Source organism: Microbacterium sp. NPDC055357 (assembly GCF_053644835.1).
The window spans coordinates 1-18,306 of the sequence record NZ_JBSHLZ010000004.1 but is presented as its reverse complement, the minus strand read 5'-3'; the positions used below and the strand labels follow the sequence as shown (position 1 = coordinate 18,306).

Genomic DNA, 18,306 nt, shown 5'->3' with positions numbered 1-18,306 from the left:
GCCGCCCTGCATAGACTCGAGGCGTGAAGGCCATCCGAACGTTCACCGTCCGCCCCGTCCTCGCTCCCCCGCTCGCCGCCCTCGATCGGCTCGCCGCCAACTGGCGCTGGTCGTGGAGCCGCTCGACGCACGCGCTGTTCGCCTCGATGGACCCCGGGCTGTGGTCACGGGTCGGCGAGAACCCCGTCCGCATGCTCGGCGCCCTCGGCCAGCACCGCCTCGACGATCTCGCGTGCGACGACGCCTTCGTCGCACGCGTGCACGCCGAAGACGCCCGGCTCACGGCGTACCTTTCCGGCGACCGGTGGTTCCAGCGGATCGAAGGCCCCGTGCCCGAGCACATCGCGTACTTCTCGCCCGAGTTCGGCGTCGACGGCTCGTTGCCGCAGTACTCGGGTGGTCTCGGCATCCTCGCCGGCGATCATCTGAAGAGCGCGTCCGATCTCGGTGTCCCCCTCACCGGCATCGGGCTCTTCTATCGCGCGGGGTACTTCCGCCAGTCGATCGGCGACGACGGCTGGCAGCGCGAGAGCTACCCCGTGCTCGACCCGTACGGGCTCGGGCTGACCCTGCTGCGCGACGAGTCCGACTCCCCCGTCGAGATCGCGCTCGATCTGCCCGACGGCCGTCGCCTGCACGCGCGCGTGTGGATCGCCGATATCGGACGCGTGCCGCTGCTGCTGCTGGACTCCGAGACACCGTCGAACACCGACGAGCTGCGCCGCGTCACCGACCGGCTGTACGGCGGGGGCGGTGAGCACCGCCTGCTGCAGGAGCTGCTGCTCGGTGTCGGCGGCGTGCGGGCGGTACGCCGGTGGAGCACCCTCACCGGGCGTGCGCAGCCGGACGTCTTCCACACGAATGAGGGGCACGCCGGGTTCCAGGGCCTGGAGCGCATCGCCGAACTGGCATCGCACGACGGGCTGTCGTTCGGCGAGGCCCTCGTTCAGGTGCGTGCGTCGACCGTCTTCACGACGCACACGCCCGTGCCCGCCGGGATCGATCGCTTCCCGCGCGACCTCATCAAGGCCTACCTCGACGGCGGGCTGTTCGCCGGACTCGACGTCGAGCGTGCGCTCGCACTCGGCATCGAGGATCACGACGGCGGCGATCCGCACGTGTTCAACATGGCCGTCCTGGGTCTGCGCCTCGGTCAGCATGCCAACGGCGTCTCACGCCTTCACGGCGAAGTGAGCCGGGGGATGTTCGGCGCGCTGTGGCCCGGCGTCGACACGGCTGAGGTGCCCATCACCTCGATCACGAACGGCGTGCACGCTCCGACCTGGGTGCACCCCGCGATCAAGTCGCTGAGCGAACGGGTCTTCGGCGACGCGCACGCCGACGCCCATGATTGGAACGACCGCGACCGGGTGTCCGACGACGAGCTGTGGAGCATCCGCGCCCAGATGAAGGGCGAACTCGTCGCCGAGGCGCGCCGCCGGGTCGCGGCATCCGTCGTCGAAGGCGGCTCCGGCGCGGTTCCGGCATGGGTCGACACGCTGCTGGACCCCGCGGTGCTGACGATCGGCTTCGCCCGCCGCGTTCCGACCTACAAACGGCTGACGCTCATGCTGCGCGACACCGAACGGCTCACCCGCCTGCTGACGGACCCCGAGCGCCCCGTGCAGATCGTCATCGGCGGCAAGTCGCATCCCGCAGACGACTCCGGCAAGCTCCTCATCCAGGAGCTCGTGCGCTTCTCGCAGAACCCGCGCGTGCGAGGGCGCATCGTGTTCCTCCCCGATTACGACATCACCCTCGCCAAGAGCCTGTATCCGGGATGCGATGTCTGGCTCAACAACCCGCTGCGCCCCCTCGAGGCGTGCGGCACGAGCGGGATGAAGGCGGCGCTCAACGGCGCGCTGAACCTGTCGATCCTCGACGGCTGGTGGGACGAATGGCACGACGGCCGCAACGGCTGGGCGATCCCCACCGCCGACACGGCGTCCGACGACGAGGAGCGCGACGACGCCGAAGCCGCGGCGCTGTACGACCTCATCGAGCACCAGCTCGTGCCGACGTTCTACGACCAGGAGGGCGGCGCGCCGCGCGCATGGCTCGAGATGGTGCGGCACACCATGACCGACCTCGGCCAGAAGGCCACGAGCGACCGCATGGTGCGCGACTACGTCACGCGCCTGTATCTGCCGGCATCCGTCAACGACCGCGCGCTGCGCACCGACGACTTCGCGCAGGCGAGGGGCCTCGCCGCCTACGTCGCGCGCGTGCGGGAGTGCTGGGCGGGCGTGCGGATCGACGCCGTCGACGGCTCGGGCATCCCGCAGCATGCGCGGGCCGGCGACACCCTCGAGGTGCGCGCCCGCGTGCGACTGGATGCCCTCTCGCCCGAGGACGTCGCGGTCGAGCTCGTATACGGTCCGACCGATGACGACGGCGCGTTCACGCCCGAGCCCGCCGTGCAGCGGCTCGCTCCGAGCGGCGACGCCGCCGACGGGGTGACGACGTTCGCGGGTTCACTGCCGCTCGAGGTGACGGGCAGGTTCGGCTACACCGTGCGCGTCGTGCCGACGCATCCGCGGTTCGTCTCGCCCGTCGAGCTCGGACTCGTCACGTACGCCTGACGTCGTCCTTCGCGGCTTCTTCGCGCTGCTTCTTGTCTGCCTCGGCGCGCTCCTTCTCGACGGCCTCGCGCGCATTGCGAAGCTCGTCCGTCGCGACGTGCACGGCGTCTTCGGCACGCTGCACGCGACGCAGTGTCAGCGACGGCGCGCCGTGACGCTGGCGCACGCGGTCGGCGTCTTCGCGCGATGCGACGATCATGTACGAGCTCGCGATGAGGATGGCCTGCGTCGAGAGGTTCAGCCACAGCAGCAGCGCGATGAGCGACGCGAAGGTCGCCAGCAGCGGGTTCGACGACGCTCCCCCGACGAACCACGACGACAGCTGCTGCAGCACCGTGAGAGCCACGCCACCGAGGGCCGCGCCCGTCAGCAGCACGCGCCGGCTCGGGCGTACGCCGGACAGCACGCGGAACAGCACAGCCACCACGGTCGCGTCCAAGAGGAACACGATCAGGATGCTGCCGGCCCGGGCGACGAAGACCGCGAGGGGGTCGTCCTCGGTCAGTCCGACCCACCCCGTCACCATGCCGATGCCGACATCGGTGAGGACCATTGCCGCCGCGGCGGCGGCGAGGGCTGCGCCGATCCCGATCGCGAGGGCGAGGTTGCGCAGAATCACCCAGATGAACAGCACGTCGTCGTGAACGATGTCGGCGAGTGTGCGCAGCGCCGTTCGCAGCGAGCCGATCGCGCCGATCGCGGCGCCGATGAGCCCCGCGAGCGAGAGGATGCCGGCGATCGTGAGCCCCGCGGGCGCCTGGATGTCGTCGGGGTCGACGATCGAGCCGACGAGCCCGGGGATCGCGGCATCGACGGCGTCGATGAGCGCCTGCCACGCCGCGGGGTTGCCCGCGAGCCACAGCGCGGCGACCGAGAACCCGAGCAGCACCCCCGCGAAGACGCTGAACAGGGTCCGGTAGGTGACGCTGTCGGCGAGCATCGGTCCGCGATGCTCGCTGTAGTGCAGGAACGCGCGCACGGCCCGCAGTGAGAGCGCCCACGCCGTGACGCGCGCGACGAGGCCCGGACGAGGCGCTGCGGGAGTGTTCATGTCGTCAGGCTATCGACGGGCTTCCCTGCTCACGCACCCGTTGACACGAGCCCCGCGCTCAGGGCAGGACCCGCGAGGATTCCGACCCATGCGCCGGCGAGCATGAACGGACCGAACGGGATGCGCGTGCGTCGATCCGCCCGTCGCAGTGCGAGCATCGCGGTGCCGAACACCCCGCCGAGGATGAAGCCGGCGAGTGAGCCCACCGCGACGGCATCCCATCCGACCCAGCCGAGCACGAGTCCCACGACGCCGGCGAGCTTGACGTCACCCCCGCCCATGCCGCGCGGACTGATCAGGCGCAGCACGAGATAGAAGGCGAACATTCCCGCCATCGCGAGCAGCGCGCCGATCAGCAGACGCCCGTCGGCACCCAGCAGGCACGCCAGCGCCAGCAGCCCGATCGTGATCGGGTAGGCCGGCAGCACGATGATGTTCGGAAGCCGGTGCGTGCGGATGTCGATGACGCTGAGGGAAACGCTCAGCGCCGCGAACAGAACGAACACGACGCTGAGCGTGAGGTTCACCGCAGACACACGTGCATCCCGTGACGGACTGTGCGCGATCCCAGAGCGGCCCGGCCTCCCCCTCCCTTGATCATGAGAGATTTCTCATGTCTCGTCAAGTTCCCCGTGTTCTTCAGGCATCGAGGATGTCCAGACTCACCCGGACCGTCATGCCGTCGACGATGCCTTCCGCCTCGCGCACGGACTTCTTCAGGGGCAGGACGTAGGCGCCCCGTTCGACGTCGGGGAAGATCGAGGTGCGCCAGCGGGAGCCGCCGATCTGCGCCTCGACGCGCACCGACCCGAAGCCGCGCACCGGTCGCGGGATCTCGCGGATGTCGGCGGACAGCGCCTCGGGAAGGCCCGCGAAGAACCAGTCCTGCTGCTGCCGGGCATGCCAGAGGAAGACCTCTCCGTCGAAGTCGACGATCACTGCTGTCTCCTCTTCGCTCGAGCTCCGGTGCCCCAGCATGCCACCCCCGCTTCCTCCGCCGGCACCCCCTGTGGACAACCGCCGAGCCACGAGCCGCGGGGCGGAATGCGGCTATGGTGGCCGAACACAGGGCCGGAGGCGACCGGCAGCGTCGACGGAGGGAACGCAGCGGTGAACGGCAGTCGACGCGTGCGCGACACGGTGGCCCTGCTGGCAGGGCTTGCCGTCGTCGCGGTCATCATCTGGCTCGATGTGGCCTCAGGCATCTGGCAGGACCTCGTGGTGCTGTCAGGCCTCGCCGCGGGGCTCGTGACGTTCCTGCTCACCGTGCTGGTGCTCGACCGTGTCGTCGCCCGCTCCACGGCCCGGCGCTGGGCGCCGGTCAACCGTCTCGCCTTCTCGGAGTTCCTGCACGATCTCGCCGATGACGAGCACAGCGAGATCTCGCGCGGTCGCATCGTGACGCGGGCACTGCCGACACTGAGCACGACGCCGTCCTCCCCCGACTACGCCGACGACCTGCATCTCCTGCGTGAGAGCATCGTCGACGAGCGGGCACGGCTGGCGGACTCCCTCAGCCGCTGGGCCCCGTTCCTCGCCTCCAGCGGCGACAACGCGGCCATCCTGCTGCACCTCGCCGACATCGCTCTCGCACTCGACACGGTCCGGGATGCCGCGCTGCAGGCGGAGGAATCGCTCACGAGCGCCGACCACGACCTCGTGATGCACGAGATCGACGCGTGCAACGACCGGCTGGGCGCTCTCGCGGCCGAGCTGGTCAGCCGTCTCGCGACGCCCGAGCGCCCGCGGCGATCACTCGCGAGGACGTGACGGCGCCCGGCGCCCTCCGGCCGTTCGCGCGCCGGCCCCCGGCGCGGGCGGCGTAGACGCCGAAACCGACCAGAGCGGCGCCGATGATCCACGCCGCGAGCGAGCCGGTGCCGGCGAGGATCACGACGATGCCCAGCGCCGAGACGGCCGCGATCCCGAATGCCGCCCATCCCGTGCGCCGGGATGTGCGCGAGGGTCGGCGCTCGAACACGCCTGCGGCGCGGGCGACGACGGCGGTCGCCACTCCCGCCGCGACGAGCCACAGGGGCCGGGAGGCCCACCAGTCCGCGGAGACGGGGGCGGGAAGGTCGATCGGCAGGAGCAGCAGCACCCCGGCGAGGGCGAGGAGCACGAGCATGTGCCACGCGTACACCGTCATGGCGTGCGCGCCGACGGCTCGCGTCGCACGCGCGATCGGCGCGCGCGCATGCCACGCCCGCAGGCGGGGGCGCAGCAGTTCGAACGCGCACAGTTGCACGACACCGAGCAGAACGAGCGCGCCGGTGGGCGGGTTGAGCGCGTCGAAGAGATCCGCCGAATAGAGGCCGGCCGATGTCGTGAGGGCGAGAACCGCGAGAGCCGCCGAGCCGAGCCGGAGGATGCGGCCTCGACCGAGCGAGGACAGTCGCCCGTCGGCGACGAAGTATCCGAGCTGCTGCACGAGCATCCAGACGAAGAGCAGGTTCGCCAGGCCCACGGCTTCGACACCCGTCGCGATGCGCGTCAGGTCCACGGCGAGAACGGCCGCGGCGAGCAGGCCCACGGTGAGCGCCGGCGCACGCTCGTGGCACGCGACGGCGATCGGCACGAGCAGCGTGCACAGAAGATAGACGGCGAGGAACCAGAGCGGCTGGCTGATGCGGAACCCGGCTTCGGCGACGACGGCAGGGTCGACGCCGACGATCGTGAGGATCGCGAGGAACACCCCGGTCGCGACGAGCGCCGCGAGCGCCGGAATCGTCAGTCGCCGCACGCGTCCGACGATGTACGTGCCCGCTCGCTCTCCCCCGGCACGCCTGCGGGTCCAGTCGGCGAACGACGAGAATCCGCCGAGCACGAAGAAGAGCGGCATGACCTGCACGACCCAGGTCGTCGCGGCGAAGCCGTCCCACATCGACATGGCGTTCTCGAAGACGGGCGCACCGTCCGGCGCGCTGACGCCGACCATCATGGCGTGCAGCGCGACGACGATCACCAGACACGCGGCGCGCGCGACATCGACGGCCGAATCCCGCGCGACCAGGGGCGGGCGATCCGTGGCGGGCAGAGCCCGACGAGCGGTGAGCAGAGACATGCGAGACCTTCCGGCGACGCGTCCACGACGCCGCACGAGAATCGTCTCGCCAAGGTTTCGCACGCGGCATCCATCCCCGGTGCGAATCACACCCCCTACCGGGGTAGGGGTCAGGACGCCGGTTCGACCAGTCCCGCGTCGAAGGCGAGGATGACGGCCTGGACGCGATCGCGCACGTCGAGCTTCGAGAAGATGCGGCTCACGTGGCTCTTGACGGTCTGTTCGGCGATGAACAGCTCGGCGGCGATCTCGGCGTTGGAGCGTCCGTGACCGATGAGCACGAGGATCTCGCGCTCGCGCTCGGTGAGGTCGTTCAGGCGCAGCGCGTGACGGTTGATGGGCGGCCGCTGGGCCGCGAAGCGCTCGAGCAGGCGCCTCGTGACCCGCGGCGAGAGCAGCGCGTCTCCCGCGGCGACGACCCGCACCGCGGCGATGAGGTCGGCCGGAGTGGCATCTTTGAGCAGGAATCCGCTCGCTCCCGCGGCGAGCGCGTCGTGGATGTACTCGTCCGCATCGAACGTCGTGAGCATCATGACGAGCGGGCGATGTCCGTGCGTGTGCTCATCGCGCAGGACGCGTGTCGCTTCGAGGCCGCCGACCCCCGGCATCCGCACGTCCATCAACACGATGTCGGGCCGCAGCCGCCGCGCCAGGGTGATCGTTTCCTCTCCGTCGGCGGCCTGTCCGACGACGGAGATGTCGGGCTGCGCGTCGAGGATCGCGGCGAACCCCGCCCGCACCATCGACTGGTCGTCGGCGATGAGTACCGAGATCGGCATGTCAGTCGTCCTTCCTGGCGGGAAGCCGCGCGATCACCGCGAAGCCGCCCTCGGGCGTGGGTCCTGCCGCGAGCTCGCCGCCCGCGAGTTCGACGCGCTCGCGCATTCCGCGAAGCCCGTGTCCTCCCCCGTCCGTGACGGGTGGGCGGATGCCGGGGGTCGGCGTGTTCCGCACCTCGATCGCGATCCTGCCCGCACTGTCGCGGTCGAGGCGCACGAACGTCTCGGCGCCGGGCGCGTGCCGCGCGATGTTGCTCAGCGACTCCTGCACGACGCGGTACACGGTGAGTCCGGTGAGTGGGTCGTCGGGACCGTCGAGCAGGTTGCCCCGGGTCGTCAGCGGACCGCCGTGCGGGGGCCGTGCGAGCAGCTCGGCCAGTTCGCGCAGCCCGGGCTGGGGCGCCGACTCGGCCGGGTCGTCCTCGCGCAGCACGCTCAGCAGCTGCCGCATCTCGCTCATCGCGGTGCGTGCTGTCGTGGCGAGCTCGTCGAACTCGTCGGCGGCGGTGGGCGCGAGGTCGGGCAGGCGGTACCGTGCGCTCGCGGCCTGCACCTGGATCGCCGACATCCCGTGCGCGACGATGTCGTGCAGCTCGCGCGCGATGCGCGTGCGCTCCTCGGCGAGCTGGCGGCGAGCGGTCTCGGCCGCCGACACTTCGCGTTCGACCGCGAGCAGACGTCGTGCTTCGCGGGCGCTTCGCAGCAGCATCCCGCCGCCCAGCGCGAGCACGCCCAGCGAGGCGAACACGACGAGGTCCGCGACGATCGGTCCGGTCTGGACATCGCCATGGTCGCGCACCGCCACGATCACGAGCAGGCCGACGACACCGGCGCCCCATGCGACGGCGCCGACGACGCGGGGGGCGGTGGTGCCGACCACGCCCAGGGTGAGGGCGACGGCGACCATTGCGGCGACACTCGCCGGCCACGGCGCGGCTGCCGGAGGCACGCTCACGATCGCGAAGGCGAGCACCGCGGCGACGGACAGCGTCGCGGCGAGGCGTGGCCGCACGAACGCGAGGGGGATGGCTGCTCCGAGCGCGGCGGCAAGGGCGATCGCCAGCGGAGCGTCGATCGCGTAGACCGTCGCGCCGAGCGCGGAATCGACGGCGAGCACGGTGAGACCGGCCGCGAGCGCAGCGGTGGTGATGACCGCTCTGGTCGCCCTTCGCCCTCCGGATCCCACCCGCCCATCGTAGGCGCGAGCTCTGGCGATGCGAGGAGAATGCCCCGTGGCCGTTCGCTGCCTCGGCCACGGGGCATGTGTCATGAGCGCGTGGTCCCCGCGCTGGATGAGTGTTCTCGTCGTCTACTTCTTCGTGCCGACCAGGTCCTGGACGGCCTTTTCGACTGCGGCGAACTCGTCCTGCTTCTTCGCGACGAGCTCGAGCGCGGAGACACCCGCGGCCAGCAGCTCGTGACCGAGCTCGCCGACATCCTTGAACTGGTGGCTCGCGTCTCCGACCAGGCCGCCTTCCAGCGCGAGACGGCTCACCAGGTCGAGCTTGAGCACCTTCGTGCCCTCGCGGAAGCTCAGGTCGTCGAAGTCGACCCAGACGATGTTCGGTCGAGTCGTCGACTCGAAGGCGTAGCGCCGGTTGGTCAGATCGAGCACCACCTGCCACAGGGTCTGCGAAGCGTCGGGCTTGCCCGGCTCCGGAGTGCGGAAGGGCTGAGCCGCGTTGCGGATGATGCTGAACATGGCCGCCATCGCCTCGAGCTGCGTCTTGGGCTGCTCCTGGTGCGCCACGTAGTAGGAGGCGCGCGCGAAGCGGTCGCTCGCCAGGGTCGATCCGGGCAGCGGCTGGGTGCCGCCCAGACCCGTGATCTCTTTGGCGAGCTCGAGCTGCTTGTCGAACGTCGGCGAGTTCGTCATGACCTGGTAGTCGCGGCTGTGGTAGACCGTCGGAGTGCCGTCGGTGTACTCGATGATCGCCGAGTCGCCGGTGGCGTCGTTGATGGCGAGGTGCAGGGTCGGCACGAGGTGACCGGTCGGATCGAACAGCTGCGCGATCGCGACCTGCGACTGGTTCGTCCATTCGACCGCTTCCGCGACGGTGGCGAAGTTGTCGAGGTAGTACTGCAGCCAGACGGCTTGACTCAGCTGTGTGTCCGTCGGGCCGGGCGTGCCGTAGTCGGACTCGGCGAGCCACAGAATGTGTCCCGCGAAACCCTCCTCGTTCATCCCGTCGCAGGCGATCAGATCGAAGGCCGTGGCCACGACGCTGCCGTACTTGGCGGTCCAGGTGAGGTCGCCGTTCACGCCGTCGGTGCGCTCGAGTCCGCGCGGCAGCTTCCAGAGGTTGGAGAGGAGGTCCATGTGGAAATCCATGTTCCGGCCGACGATGACCGATCCGTTGGCATCGGGCCATACAACTCGTGTGCACATGCGCTTGACGTGTCCAATCATTTTCAGTCACCGGCGCGGCTGTGGCCGGCGCGAAACGGTGCGGCAGAGAACCATCGACGCCGGGATACCTCTGCATCGCGGCGCCGTTCGGGGTCAACCATGGCCGATGGCAGACATGAGAGCAAGCTCATTCGACCGTGTTCTGGCGACGGCCGAAATGGGGTGAGACGTGGGTGTTCGGCGGGTGACGGGGAGGGTGCCGGGCGGGTTACGGGAGGGCGCGATACGGCCGCGCGTGGCAGCGTCCGCCGAGAGCGGACTCTAGGCTGAGAACCGCGCGCCCGCACGCGAGGGGGAACCGCAGACGGCGCGTCGAGACACGAGATCAGGGGATCATGACCACGACAGACAGCGGCGCGCCCGCGACACGAGGATCAGCAGCATCCGAGGGCGACGGCTATTTCGCACCCGGCAGCGTCAGCCGGCGCGTCTTCGCCGACCCGTCGTCCAAGCTCGGCGGTGTCGCCGGCATCCTCCTGCAGTCGCTCAACCCCATGATGATGCGACTGTTCGAGGCGGCCAGCGGCTATTCCAGCGACATCGAGGGCCGCGGCGAGCGCACGGGCCGCTACGTCGACACGACGATCTTCGGCGACAAGGCGCACGCCGATGCCGCGGCGGAGGCCGTCCGGCGACTGCACGCACGTGCCGTGTGGACCGATCCCGAGACGGGGAACGAGCTGCGCGCCGACCACGAGCCGTGGCTCGCGTGGACGCACAATGCGCTCGTCTACGGCGTGCTGCGTGCCGCCCAGGAGTTCGGTCCCGATCTCACGCCCGCTGAGCAGGACGAGTTCGTCTCGGAGCAGCGCATCGCGGCCGGCCTGCAGGGTGTCACGGACCCCGCGCTCCTCCCCGCCACGCGCGCCGAACTCGAGGCCTACATCGACGGCAACAAGGACTGGATGGCGCTGACCCTGCCGGCGGCGCGTCTCTCGCGGTCGCTGCGCAAGCCGTCGCTCAAGGGCAACCCGGCCGCCGTCTTCGTGTCGGTCAACGTGCAGGACGCGATCCTCTCGCTCCTGCCCGAGTGGGCGCTGCTGCTGTTCGGCATCGAAGGGCGCCCCATGAACCTGCGCGCCGCCGCGCGGACGACCCGGCGCATCATCGCGAGCGCACGCAAGCGCCGGTCGACCGAGCAGCTCGTCGGTGAGGCGACACAGCGCGTGCAGACCCACCCGTATCGCAAAGTGCGCCGGTGACCGTTCGCGTCACGCAGACGCCGGGCTTCTGGGCAGCATCCGCTTCTCTGTTCGTCGGCGGTCTGCGCCTCGTGCGCTCCGGCGGCGCGAAGCTCGCTGCGGTCGTCCTCGTCACGCAGCTGGTCATCCTCGGGATCTCGCTGCCGCTCGTGCACTGGCTCTTCCGCGAGGCGCTGCGCGCGGCGGGGATGACCGGCCTCGACCTCGGTCAGCTGCAGATCACGGGCGGCCTGCCGTTCTCACTGGGCCTCATCGTCATCATCTGCACGCTGGCGTTCTGGATCGTCGCGCTGCAGTTCACCGTGCTCATCGTGGCGGTCGACCAGGTCACCGCGCGAGGGTCGCTGTCACTCCGGGGTCTCGGGGGTGAGCTGGTCCGGCTGGCGAAGAAGCTCGTCCGGCCCTCGTCGCTCGCGCTGCTGGGCTACCTGTTCGTCGTGCTTCCGCTGAGCGGATTCGGCTTCCTCTCGGCGCTCACTCACGGCATCGCGGTGCCGCGGTTCGTCACCGGCGAGCTGAGCAAGTCGGCCACCGGCAGCACGATCCTCATCGTCTTCTTCGTGGGCCTGGCCGTCGCGAACCTGCTGCTGGCAGCGAGCCTGCCTCTGTTCGCGCTCACCGATGCGACGGGCGGACGCGCGCTGCGCGGAAGCCTGCGGCTGACGTGGGGCGTGCGGGGGCTCTCCCTCGCCCTCGCCATCGTCGGCGCGATGATCGTCGCCTCTGCCGCCGGCGCGGCGCTCACGGTCGTGGCGATCCTGCCGACCCTCGTGACGGATGCCGCCGCGCCGGCCCTCTCCCCCGCCGTGGCGGCGTTCAGCCTCGGCGCTGTGCGCGTCGCCGGCGCCGTCCTCGCGGGTGTCGTCGCGGCGTGGATCGCGGGCATCCTCGTCGTCTTCGTGCGGCGCCACCGCGACAGGGTCCCGGCGCAGTGGCTGGGGATGGACCGAACGACGGCGGATGCCACGGGCTCTGTCCCCCACGAGCATTCGCGCGGTGCGGCGACCGTCGTGGTCTCCGTCTCGGTTCTTGCCGCCGTCGCCCTCGGCCTCGCGAGCCTGGGTCCCATGCAGCGGATCTCCGAGGCGCCGCAGACCCTGTCGCTGGCGCACCGCGGGTTCACGCCGGGCGGGATCGAGAACACCCTCGAATCACTCGATGCGGCAGCCGAGGCGGGTGTGGACATGGTCGAGGTCGATTTCATGCAGACGGCCGACAGAGGGTTCGTCGCGATGCACGACGCGACGCTCGGTCGCCTGGCGGGCGAGGACGTCGCGGTCAAAGACCTCACGACGCCGCAACTGCAGGCACTCACGCTGCGGGATGCGCTCGGGCACACCAGCACCATCCCGACGGTCGCCGAATATGTCACGCGCGCCGACGAGCTCGACCTGCCGCTCCTCATCGAGATCAAGCTGGGCGGGGGCGAGACCGACGATCACGTCGACCTGCTCGTCGCCGAGCTCGAGGAGCTCGGCCTGCTCGAGCGCAACATCTACCACTCGCTCGATGCGGCCAGTGTCGCGCGTCTCAAAACGCTGCGGCCCGACCTCACGGTGGGCTACACGATGGCGTTCGCCGGAGACGAGGCGCCGGACACCCCCGCGGACTTCATCGTCGTGGAACAGTGGACCGCGAGTGAAGCGGTCCAGGCGTCAGCCGAGCGCAAGGGCTACGGCTTCTGGGTCTGGACGGTGAACGACGACGCCGGCATCCGAGAGCACTTCCGGCGGGGAGCCGGAGGCATCATCAGCGACGTGCCCGATCGGGTGGTCGAGATCCGTGCCGAGATGGCAGAGGAGACAGGCCTCGCGGGCAGGCTTCTCGACGCGATGCGCGGCTTCATCACGGTCGGCTAGGTTCGCCGTCTCACGCGGGCTGTCGCGCGCGCTACGACGAGGTCGATCACCACCGCCACGACGATGGCCGCGACGTAGACGACGAGGTCGCGCGCGTCGAAGACAGTGCCGAGCACGAGCATCACCGGCGGGAATTCGGCGCCGAGCGCGAGCGGAACGCCCGTCAGCTGGAAGAGCTCGACCGCGACGCACCAGGCCGCCGCAAGGCCCGCTGCCGCGAGTGGATGCCAGCGCGGGGCGAGGACCATGACGAAGGCGTAGGCGGCGACGGCATACAGGGCATCGCCCGCGATGTCCGTCGCGGGGATGTCGGGGAGCAGCGTGTGTACGGCGAGTCCCGTCGCGACGACCGCGGCGAGCGCGACGGCGGCAGCGATCCGGCGACGCCTCACGCGACGACGACTCACCACAGCGGGTGGATGGAGGCGCGCAGCATCCGGTCGTAGACATCACGGACGGCACGGTCGAACTCGCTGAGATCCGTGTCCAGCAGGTCGGCCGCGCCCGCGTTCGCCCGGGCCTGGGCGACGTTGCGCGCCCCCGGTATGACGCTGGTGACGCCCTCCAGTCCGGCGATCCATGCGAGCGTCGTGGCGGGCAGCGTCGCCCCCTCGGGGACGGCTGCGGCGAGCTCGCTCACGGCGATAAGACCCTTCTCGAAGTCCACGCCCGAGAACGTCTCGCCGCGGTCGAACGCCTCCCCGTGCCTGTTGAAGGTGCGGTGGTCATCGGAGGCGAAGGTCGTCTCGCGCGTGTACCGCCCGGACAGCAGGCCCGATGCCAGCGGCACGCGGGCGAACACCGCGACACCGGCGGACGCCGCGGCCGGAAGGACCTCGTCGAGAGGCTTGAGCCGGAACGGGTTCAGGATGATCTGCACGTTCGTGATGTTCGGGCGTGCGATCGCCGCGAGCGCCTGCGCGCACGTTTCGACCGAGACCCCGTACGCGTCGATGACGCCGTCGTCGACCAGCGCGTCGAGCTCGTCGAACGTCACGTCATCTTCGATGACGGCCGTCGGCGGGCAGTGCAGCTGCACGAGGTCGAGCGTGTCGACGCCGAGATTCCGACGCGAGCGCTCGGCCCAGGCGCGGAAGTTCTCTCTCGTGTAGTTCTCGGGCTCCTGCGCGAGCCGGCGCCCCATCTTGGTGGCCACGGTGATTGCATGACCGGGTCGCTCGGCGAGGAAATCGCCGATGATCGACTCGCTGCGTCCGTCGCCATAGACATCGGCGGTGTCGAACAGGGTCACCCCTGCGTCGGCGGCTGCCGCGAGTACGCCGCGCGCATCGTCCTGCGAGACATCACCCCAGTCGGCACCCAACTGCCACGTGCCCAGACCGATCGCCGACACCTGACGGCCGGTGCCGCCCAATGCGCGCTGCTGCATGGTGCTCCTCTGGTTATCGAGCCTCAGCCCGAGGTATCGAGCGGAATATTCAGCTCGTTCATCCTCTGCCGGTAACTGTGCCCGGCAGCGGTGGCCTGACCGTGGGCGCCCAGCGCGGTCAGCGCGTCGATCAGGCCCTCATGGGCGCGCTGGTCGTAGCCGTCGATGGCCAGGATGCGGCGGTAGCACTCGAGCCTGGTGAGCTCATCCCCGAGTTCCTGTGACGCTTCGGCAAGGCTGTGTGCGGCGGCGAAGAACGCGCCGTCCACTTCGCTGCGCAGCTCCACCGCCCACGATTCCTCGGGTTCCTCGGCGAGCGCATCGCCGCGGTGCAGGTCCAGCGCCGCGCGCAAACGGTCCACGGCAGTGGGGGTGAGCGGCTGCGTGGCGAGCGCCTGCGCCGTCTCTGTGAGGAAGCGCTCGACGTCGATGTCGATCCGTTCGACGCACAGCCGCACGACCGACCCTTGGGTCTGCACGTATGTGTCGCCAGGGAACTGCCCGAGCGGGTCCAGGGCGCGTCGCACCGTCGTGGCCGCCACCGAGAATCGGTTGGCCACCTTCTGCGGTGCCTCGTCCGGCCATAGCAGCTGCATGAGGCTGTCACGGTTGATCGCGATTCCGCGCCGGGCGACCAGGATCTTCAAAAGCTGACGTGCTTTGCGCGATTGCCAGCGAGCCGGGGTGCCGTCGTGCGCGATGACGTCGAACGTCCCCAGAACCTCGATCCTCGGTGCGGGAGGCGGCGCGGCGAGGTGCTCAGCAGGTCGAGGCGGCGCGCCCGATGCGGTTCGGGATGCCAGGAGCCCCGCCGCAGCCCGCTCGATGCCGTGCAGTGTGAGTGCCCTACCGGTGGCGGCGGCCTCCGATGCCAGCACGAATGCCTCCTGCAGGCTGTCGGCGTCGCCGCGGTCTGCCAGGATCGCGGCCAGCTCGACCTGCGCTTCGGCAAGCCACGGGTGCGCACCGATCCTTCCCGTCACCTCGATCGCCCGACGGTAATGCCGGATCGCTCCCTCTGTGTCTCCCTGAGCCAGGGCGACGAGCGCGAGCGGGCGGGATCCGGTTCCCCAACATGTGACGCCGAGGCCGATCGTGGCGAGCCGCTCTTCGTACGGACGCAGAGCATCACCGGCGGCGGCAGCGATCTCGGTCTCTCCCAACTCGACCGCCGAGACGGCGAGGATGCACGCGGTGGCGAGCCAATTGCGGTCCTGGGGGAATTCCGAGAACGGCGGAAGAGAGGCCACCAGCGAGCGGGCTGCACTTCTGCGTCCTTGACGTAGCCACATCCACGCCAGTGACACCGCCCAGACCGGTTCGTGAGGAACGCTCTGCCTGGCGTGCAGGAACGCCGGCTCGAGTTCGACGACGCGTCCTTGCATCCATCGGATGATCGCGAGCTGAGCGACCCACACGCTCCGCGCGTCAGGGTCGCCGCTGTCCAGCGCAATCTGCAGCGCCCGATCGGCGATCTGCTCTGCGCGGCCCGCTTGACCGTCGATCGTTGCGCGCAAACATCGAAACCACGCGGCGTGGCGTTCGTCCGCCAACCAGGGAAACGCGCTCACGAGCGCGCCGGTCTCGCTGAGCGCCGCATCCACCTCGGCGATGAGGCCGAGATCGGCGAGCGCGCTGAGATGAAGGAAGTAGGCGGTGGGCACAAACTCCGACTCCCCCGCTACCTCGGCGATGCGCAGTGCCTCACGGGTGTCGGCGAGGCGCTGGGGAACCCGGTCGGGCGAAACGTCCACGACGGTGGAGGCAACCAGCGCCCATGCGCGCGAGACATCGTCGCCGGCCCGTTCTGCTTCGTGTGCCGCATCCTCGGCCGCGCGCCGGGCTGCGAGGGGGTCGGTCGATATCAGCGCCGAGGCGAGGATGCTCTGCAGACGAGTGCGCACGGCGGGCTCGTCTACCTGCGGCTGTGCCAGCAACTCGGTCACATGGCCGGCCTGTTCGATCGGATCCCGACCGGAGAAAGCGAGAGCGAACCGCGTCGTCGAGGGCATAGCGCCACCATAGCTGGCGTTAAAGCCCACCCTAAGAACCCTTTAGACACGCCGACCTATGGTGATCAGATCACCCGGAGGAAAGAACTGTCGATGTCACCACGCGCGCTGCGAATCGCGGCAATGTCGCTCGTCACCGCTCTGGTCTTGGTCGGCTGCGCCACCGGTCAGCCGTCCGAGGCGACGGACACTTCCGATGCCCCCGCGCCGCAGAATTCCTCGATCGAGCCCGCTGCTGCGGCGAAGAAAGACGTCGGCCAGACGGACCGGGTCGAGCAGGCGGATTCCTGCGATTGGGACTCCGCTCCCCTGACACCCCCTGGAGCTACGGCGCCATCCGACAAGGCGGGTGACCTGCAGTCTCTGATCGTCGGAGCATGGCAGCACACGCACTACGACGACGGCAGCGGTTTCGAGCCCGTCGAACAGGACATTCGCTTCGTCTTCCCCACGAACACTCAGCTCCTTTACTGCCAGGACGTTACCGGCATCACTGATCGCGCAGAGAACCGCGCGGCGATCACGTGGGAGGGCGAGCGGATGATCCTTCCCGGGCAAGCACCCGGTTACATCGTCACGGAGTGGGACGCCGATTCGATGGTGTGGACCAACCGAATGGACGACTCCTCGTACCTTCTCCAGCGGCGATAGCGCCCACGCACCAGCAGACTCCATCGACCAGCGTCCGAACTCCGACGGAAAGAGCCGCGCACATGACGACCGACAGCCTCGTGAACACTCCGCGCAGAATGCCCCGCGCAAGCGGGCGGATGCGGGGGCTCACGGCGCTCCTCGCCGGGGCGGCGGCCTCGCTCCTGATGCTCAGCGGATGTGCGGGCAACGCAGAAGGTGAGACGGAGAGTTCCGACGCAGCGGCAGCGCCACAATCTGACACTGCCCCGGCCGATCAGGATCCTGGCCAAGAGTCAGAGTCCACGGATGCCGGGACGGCGACGGTCTCCATGGGCGGCCGGGAGTTCTCGTTCACCCTCACACTCTGTGGGGTGTATCAGGACAGCGAGGTCGAACTCGCCGGCCCCGGCGGAGAGGCAGGATCCGACCAGCCCAGCTTCCTCGACGGCGGGCTCATGCAGATGGACGCCGATGTGCTCGGCGAGTTTCGCATCCACATCGGAACCGACCGCCCCTTCGATTCGACCGATGAATTCGTCGCGCTCGGCGCCTCGACGGGAGACGGCCTCACCGTGGTCAGGGAAGGCGATGGATACGTCGCCACCGGGAACAGCTGGGATGACCAGGGCACGGATCTCGGCACCGGCACAGTGCGTTTCACCTGCCGGTGAGTCGCACCCGCCTCAGTCGGTGTTGTGGCGGTCGGCGCAGATGATCTCGCCGTCGCCGTAGACGACGGTGGCGTCTTCGCCGGCGGCGATGATGGCCTCCAGCGCAAGGCACGGAGTCTTGGCGGTCGGGTCACCGACGGATCCGTCCATCGTGACCCGCAGGGTCGAACCCACCCATTCCGCAGTCCCGTTCTTACTACTGAACGTGATCTCGACCGCTTGGATCACCGCGTCATCGGATGAGCCGAAGGCGCGCCCGTCGTCTCCATCGGCGTCCGAACCCGAAGCAGCATCCGTGATGACGTCGAGAGCCTCGTCGGCTGAGGTCTGGCTGGTCCCGCCTTGGTCCGTACTCTGCGCGGAGTCGGGGTCGGGGTCCGCGGCGCACGCGGTCGTGACCCACATCAGGCTGAGGATCACCGCCGCGCTTCCTGCGCGAAGAGCGTGTGAGAGTCGCAAGAGATCTCCTGTCTGTAGGTCCGCAGCCGGCGATGAGCCCGGCTGCACAGGAGCCTAGGAGCGGCTCTGTGAGTTTCCTTAAACTCGTGATCTCCTCGGCTAGGGCGTGTCTGACAAATTGTTCGAGAGTGGGCTGAGAGTCTGGACGCGTGTCGCGGTTCCAGTTGCTTTCGGATGCTCAGTGGTCGTTGATC

The 18,306-nt window shown here is 69.6% G+C and carries 17 protein-coding genes; 6 read left to right on the top strand and 11 right to left on the bottom strand.

Going from position 1 to position 18,306, the window contains the following annotated elements; genetic code table 11:
* Positions 1 to 23: 23 nt before the first annotated feature.
* On the top strand, positions 24 to 2,582 hold the full coding sequence (gene glgP, locus ACWICD_RS07040; RefSeq protein WP_454139767.1) for an alpha-glucan family phosphorylase: 2,559 nt from the start codon (positions 24 to 26) through the stop codon (positions 2,580 to 2,582).
* Here glgP and ACWICD_RS07035 read toward each other — a convergent pair.
* The 3 genes from ACWICD_RS07035 to ACWICD_RS07025 all read right to left on the bottom strand — a co-directional run bounded on the left by ACWICD_RS07035 (position 2,569) and on the right by ACWICD_RS07025 (position 4,572).
* Positions 2,569 to 3,633 carry a YihY/virulence factor BrkB family protein gene (locus ACWICD_RS07035; RefSeq protein ID WP_454139766.1) on the bottom strand — a complete coding sequence of 355 codons (1,065 nt, stop codon included), beginning with the start codon at positions 3,631 to 3,633 and terminating at the stop codon, positions 2,569 to 2,571. The two genes, glgP and ACWICD_RS07035, sit on opposite strands and share 14 nt — an antisense overlap.
* A 29-nt stretch (positions 3,634 to 3,662) precedes the next feature.
* Complete coding sequence (locus tag ACWICD_RS07030) at positions 3,663 to 4,169, bottom strand: prepilin peptidase (RefSeq protein WP_454139765.1); 507 nt, start codon at positions 4,167 to 4,169, stop codon at positions 3,663 to 3,665.
* Between the two features lie 103 nt (positions 4,170 to 4,272).
* On the bottom strand, positions 4,273 to 4,572 hold the full coding sequence (locus ACWICD_RS07025; RefSeq protein ID WP_376128105.1) for a DUF1905 domain-containing protein: 300 nt from the start codon (positions 4,570 to 4,572) through the stop codon (positions 4,273 to 4,275).
* A gap of 171 nt (positions 4,573 to 4,743) precedes the next feature.
* Here ACWICD_RS07025 and ACWICD_RS07020 point away from each other — a divergent pair, with 171 nt between their 5' ends.
* Complete coding sequence (locus ACWICD_RS07020; RefSeq protein ID WP_376128106.1) at positions 4,744 to 5,403, top strand: hypothetical protein; 660 nt, start codon at positions 4,744 to 4,746, stop codon at positions 5,401 to 5,403.
* Here the strand turns inward: ACWICD_RS07020 and ACWICD_RS07015 are convergent.
* The 4 genes from ACWICD_RS07015 to ACWICD_RS07000 form a co-directional block, all read right to left on the bottom strand.
* Positions 5,351 to 6,697 (bottom strand): acyltransferase family protein, encoded by a 1,347-nt coding sequence (locus ACWICD_RS07015; RefSeq protein ID WP_454139764.1) that lies wholly within the window; start codon positions 6,695 to 6,697, stop codon positions 5,351 to 5,353. The two genes, ACWICD_RS07020 and ACWICD_RS07015, sit on opposite strands and share 53 nt — an antisense overlap.
* Positions 6,698 to 6,807: 110 nt before the next feature.
* Complete coding sequence (locus ACWICD_RS07010; RefSeq protein WP_454139763.1) at positions 6,808 to 7,476, bottom strand: response regulator; 669 nt, start codon at positions 7,474 to 7,476, stop codon at positions 6,808 to 6,810.
* Position 7,477: 1 nt separating this feature from the next.
* The gene (locus tag ACWICD_RS07005) at positions 7,478 to 8,662 is read right to left on the bottom strand and encodes a sensor histidine kinase (RefSeq protein WP_454139762.1); all 1,185 of its coding nucleotides are present in this window, start codon (positions 8,660 to 8,662) and stop codon (positions 7,478 to 7,480) included.
* Between the two features lie 123 nt (positions 8,663 to 8,785).
* Positions 8,786 to 9,865 (bottom strand): linear amide C-N hydrolase, encoded by a 1,080-nt coding sequence (locus ACWICD_RS07000; RefSeq protein ID WP_454136546.1) that lies wholly within the window; start codon positions 9,863 to 9,865, stop codon positions 8,786 to 8,788.
* Positions 9,866 to 10,221: 356 nt separating this feature from the next.
* On the opposite strand from ACWICD_RS07000, the gene ACWICD_RS06995 reads away from it, so the two are divergent.
* A complete protein-coding gene (locus ACWICD_RS06995) occupies positions 10,222 to 11,088 on the top strand; it encodes an oxygenase MpaB family protein (RefSeq protein WP_376128115.1) in 867 nt (288 codons plus the stop codon).
* Positions 11,085 to 12,947, top strand: coding sequence for a glycerophosphoryl diester phosphodiesterase membrane domain-containing protein (locus ACWICD_RS06990; protein WP_454139761.1), 1,863 nt, complete (start codon positions 11,085 to 11,087; stop codon positions 12,945 to 12,947). Before ACWICD_RS06995 ends, ACWICD_RS06990 begins: the two co-directional genes overlap by 4 nt.
* Here the strand turns inward: ACWICD_RS06990 and ACWICD_RS06985 are convergent.
* From ACWICD_RS06985 to ACWICD_RS06975, 3 genes are read right to left on the bottom strand one after another with little or no spacing between them, the layout of a single operon-like run.
* Complete coding sequence (locus tag ACWICD_RS06985; RefSeq protein ID WP_376128118.1) at positions 12,944 to 13,339, bottom strand: DUF2809 domain-containing protein; 396 nt, start codon at positions 13,337 to 13,339, stop codon at positions 12,944 to 12,946. The two genes, ACWICD_RS06990 and ACWICD_RS06985, sit on opposite strands and share 4 nt — an antisense overlap.
* Positions 13,340 to 13,350: 11 nt before the next feature.
* Entirely contained in the window at positions 13,351 to 14,337 is a 987-nt protein-coding gene (locus ACWICD_RS06980) for an aldo/keto reductase (RefSeq protein WP_376128120.1), read from the bottom strand.
* A gap of 23 nt (positions 14,338 to 14,360) precedes the next feature.
* Positions 14,361 to 16,379 carry a BTAD domain-containing putative transcriptional regulator gene (locus tag ACWICD_RS06975; protein WP_454139760.1) on the bottom strand — a complete coding sequence of 673 codons (2,019 nt, stop codon included), beginning with the start codon at positions 16,377 to 16,379 and terminating at the stop codon, positions 14,361 to 14,363.
* Between the two features lie 93 nt (positions 16,380 to 16,472).
* Here ACWICD_RS06975 and ACWICD_RS06970 point away from each other — a divergent pair, with 93 nt between their 5' ends.
* Positions 16,473 to 17,000 carry a hypothetical protein gene (locus tag ACWICD_RS06970; RefSeq protein ID WP_454139759.1) on the top strand — a complete coding sequence of 176 codons (528 nt, stop codon included), beginning with the start codon at positions 16,473 to 16,475 and terminating at the stop codon, positions 16,998 to 17,000.
* A gap of 62 nt (positions 17,001 to 17,062) precedes the next feature.
* Positions 17,063 to 17,653 (top strand): hypothetical protein, encoded by a 591-nt coding sequence (locus ACWICD_RS06965; protein ID WP_376128124.1) that lies wholly within the window; start codon positions 17,063 to 17,065, stop codon positions 17,651 to 17,653.
* Between the two features lie 12 nt (positions 17,654 to 17,665).
* On the opposite strand, the gene ACWICD_RS06960 is transcribed toward ACWICD_RS06965, so the two are convergent.
* Entirely contained in the window at positions 17,666 to 18,058 is a 393-nt protein-coding gene (locus tag ACWICD_RS06960) for a hypothetical protein (protein WP_376128126.1), read from the bottom strand.
* Between the last annotated feature and the right edge of the window lie 248 nt (positions 18,059 to 18,306).

Bases quoted from the DNA above. Each gene is read 5' to 3' on its own strand.
- ACWICD_RS07035 (WP_454139766.1), bottom strand. From the start codon at position 3,633: ATGAACACTCCCGCAGCGCCTCGTCCGGGCCTCGTCGCGCGCGTCACG.
- ACWICD_RS07015 (WP_454139764.1), bottom strand. From the start codon at position 6,697: ATGTCTCTGCTCACCGCTCGTCGGGCTCTGCCCGCCACGGATCGCCCG.
- ACWICD_RS07010 (WP_454139763.1), bottom strand. From the start codon at position 7,476: ATGCCGATCTCGGTACTCATCGCCGACGACCAGTCGATGGTGCGGGCG.
- ACWICD_RS07000 (WP_454136546.1), bottom strand. From the start codon at position 9,865: ATGTGCACACGAGTTGTATGGCCCGATGCCAACGGATCGGTCATCGTC.
- ACWICD_RS06995 (WP_376128115.1), top strand. From the start codon at position 10,222: ATGACCACGACAGACAGCGGCGCGCCCGCGACACGAGGATCAGCAGCA.
- ACWICD_RS06980 (WP_376128120.1), bottom strand. From the start codon at position 14,337: ATGCAGCAGCGCGCATTGGGCGGCACCGGCCGTCAGGTGTCGGCGATC.
- ACWICD_RS06970 (WP_454139759.1), top strand. From the start codon at position 16,473: ATGTCGCTCGTCACCGCTCTGGTCTTGGTCGGCTGCGCCACCGGTCAG.
- ACWICD_RS06965 (WP_376128124.1), top strand. From the start codon at position 17,063: ATGACGACCGACAGCCTCGTGAACACTCCGCGCAGAATGCCCCGCGCA.
- ACWICD_RS06960 (WP_376128126.1), bottom strand. From the start codon at position 18,058: ATGTGGGTCACGACCGCGTGCGCCGCGGACCCCGACCCCGACTCCGCG.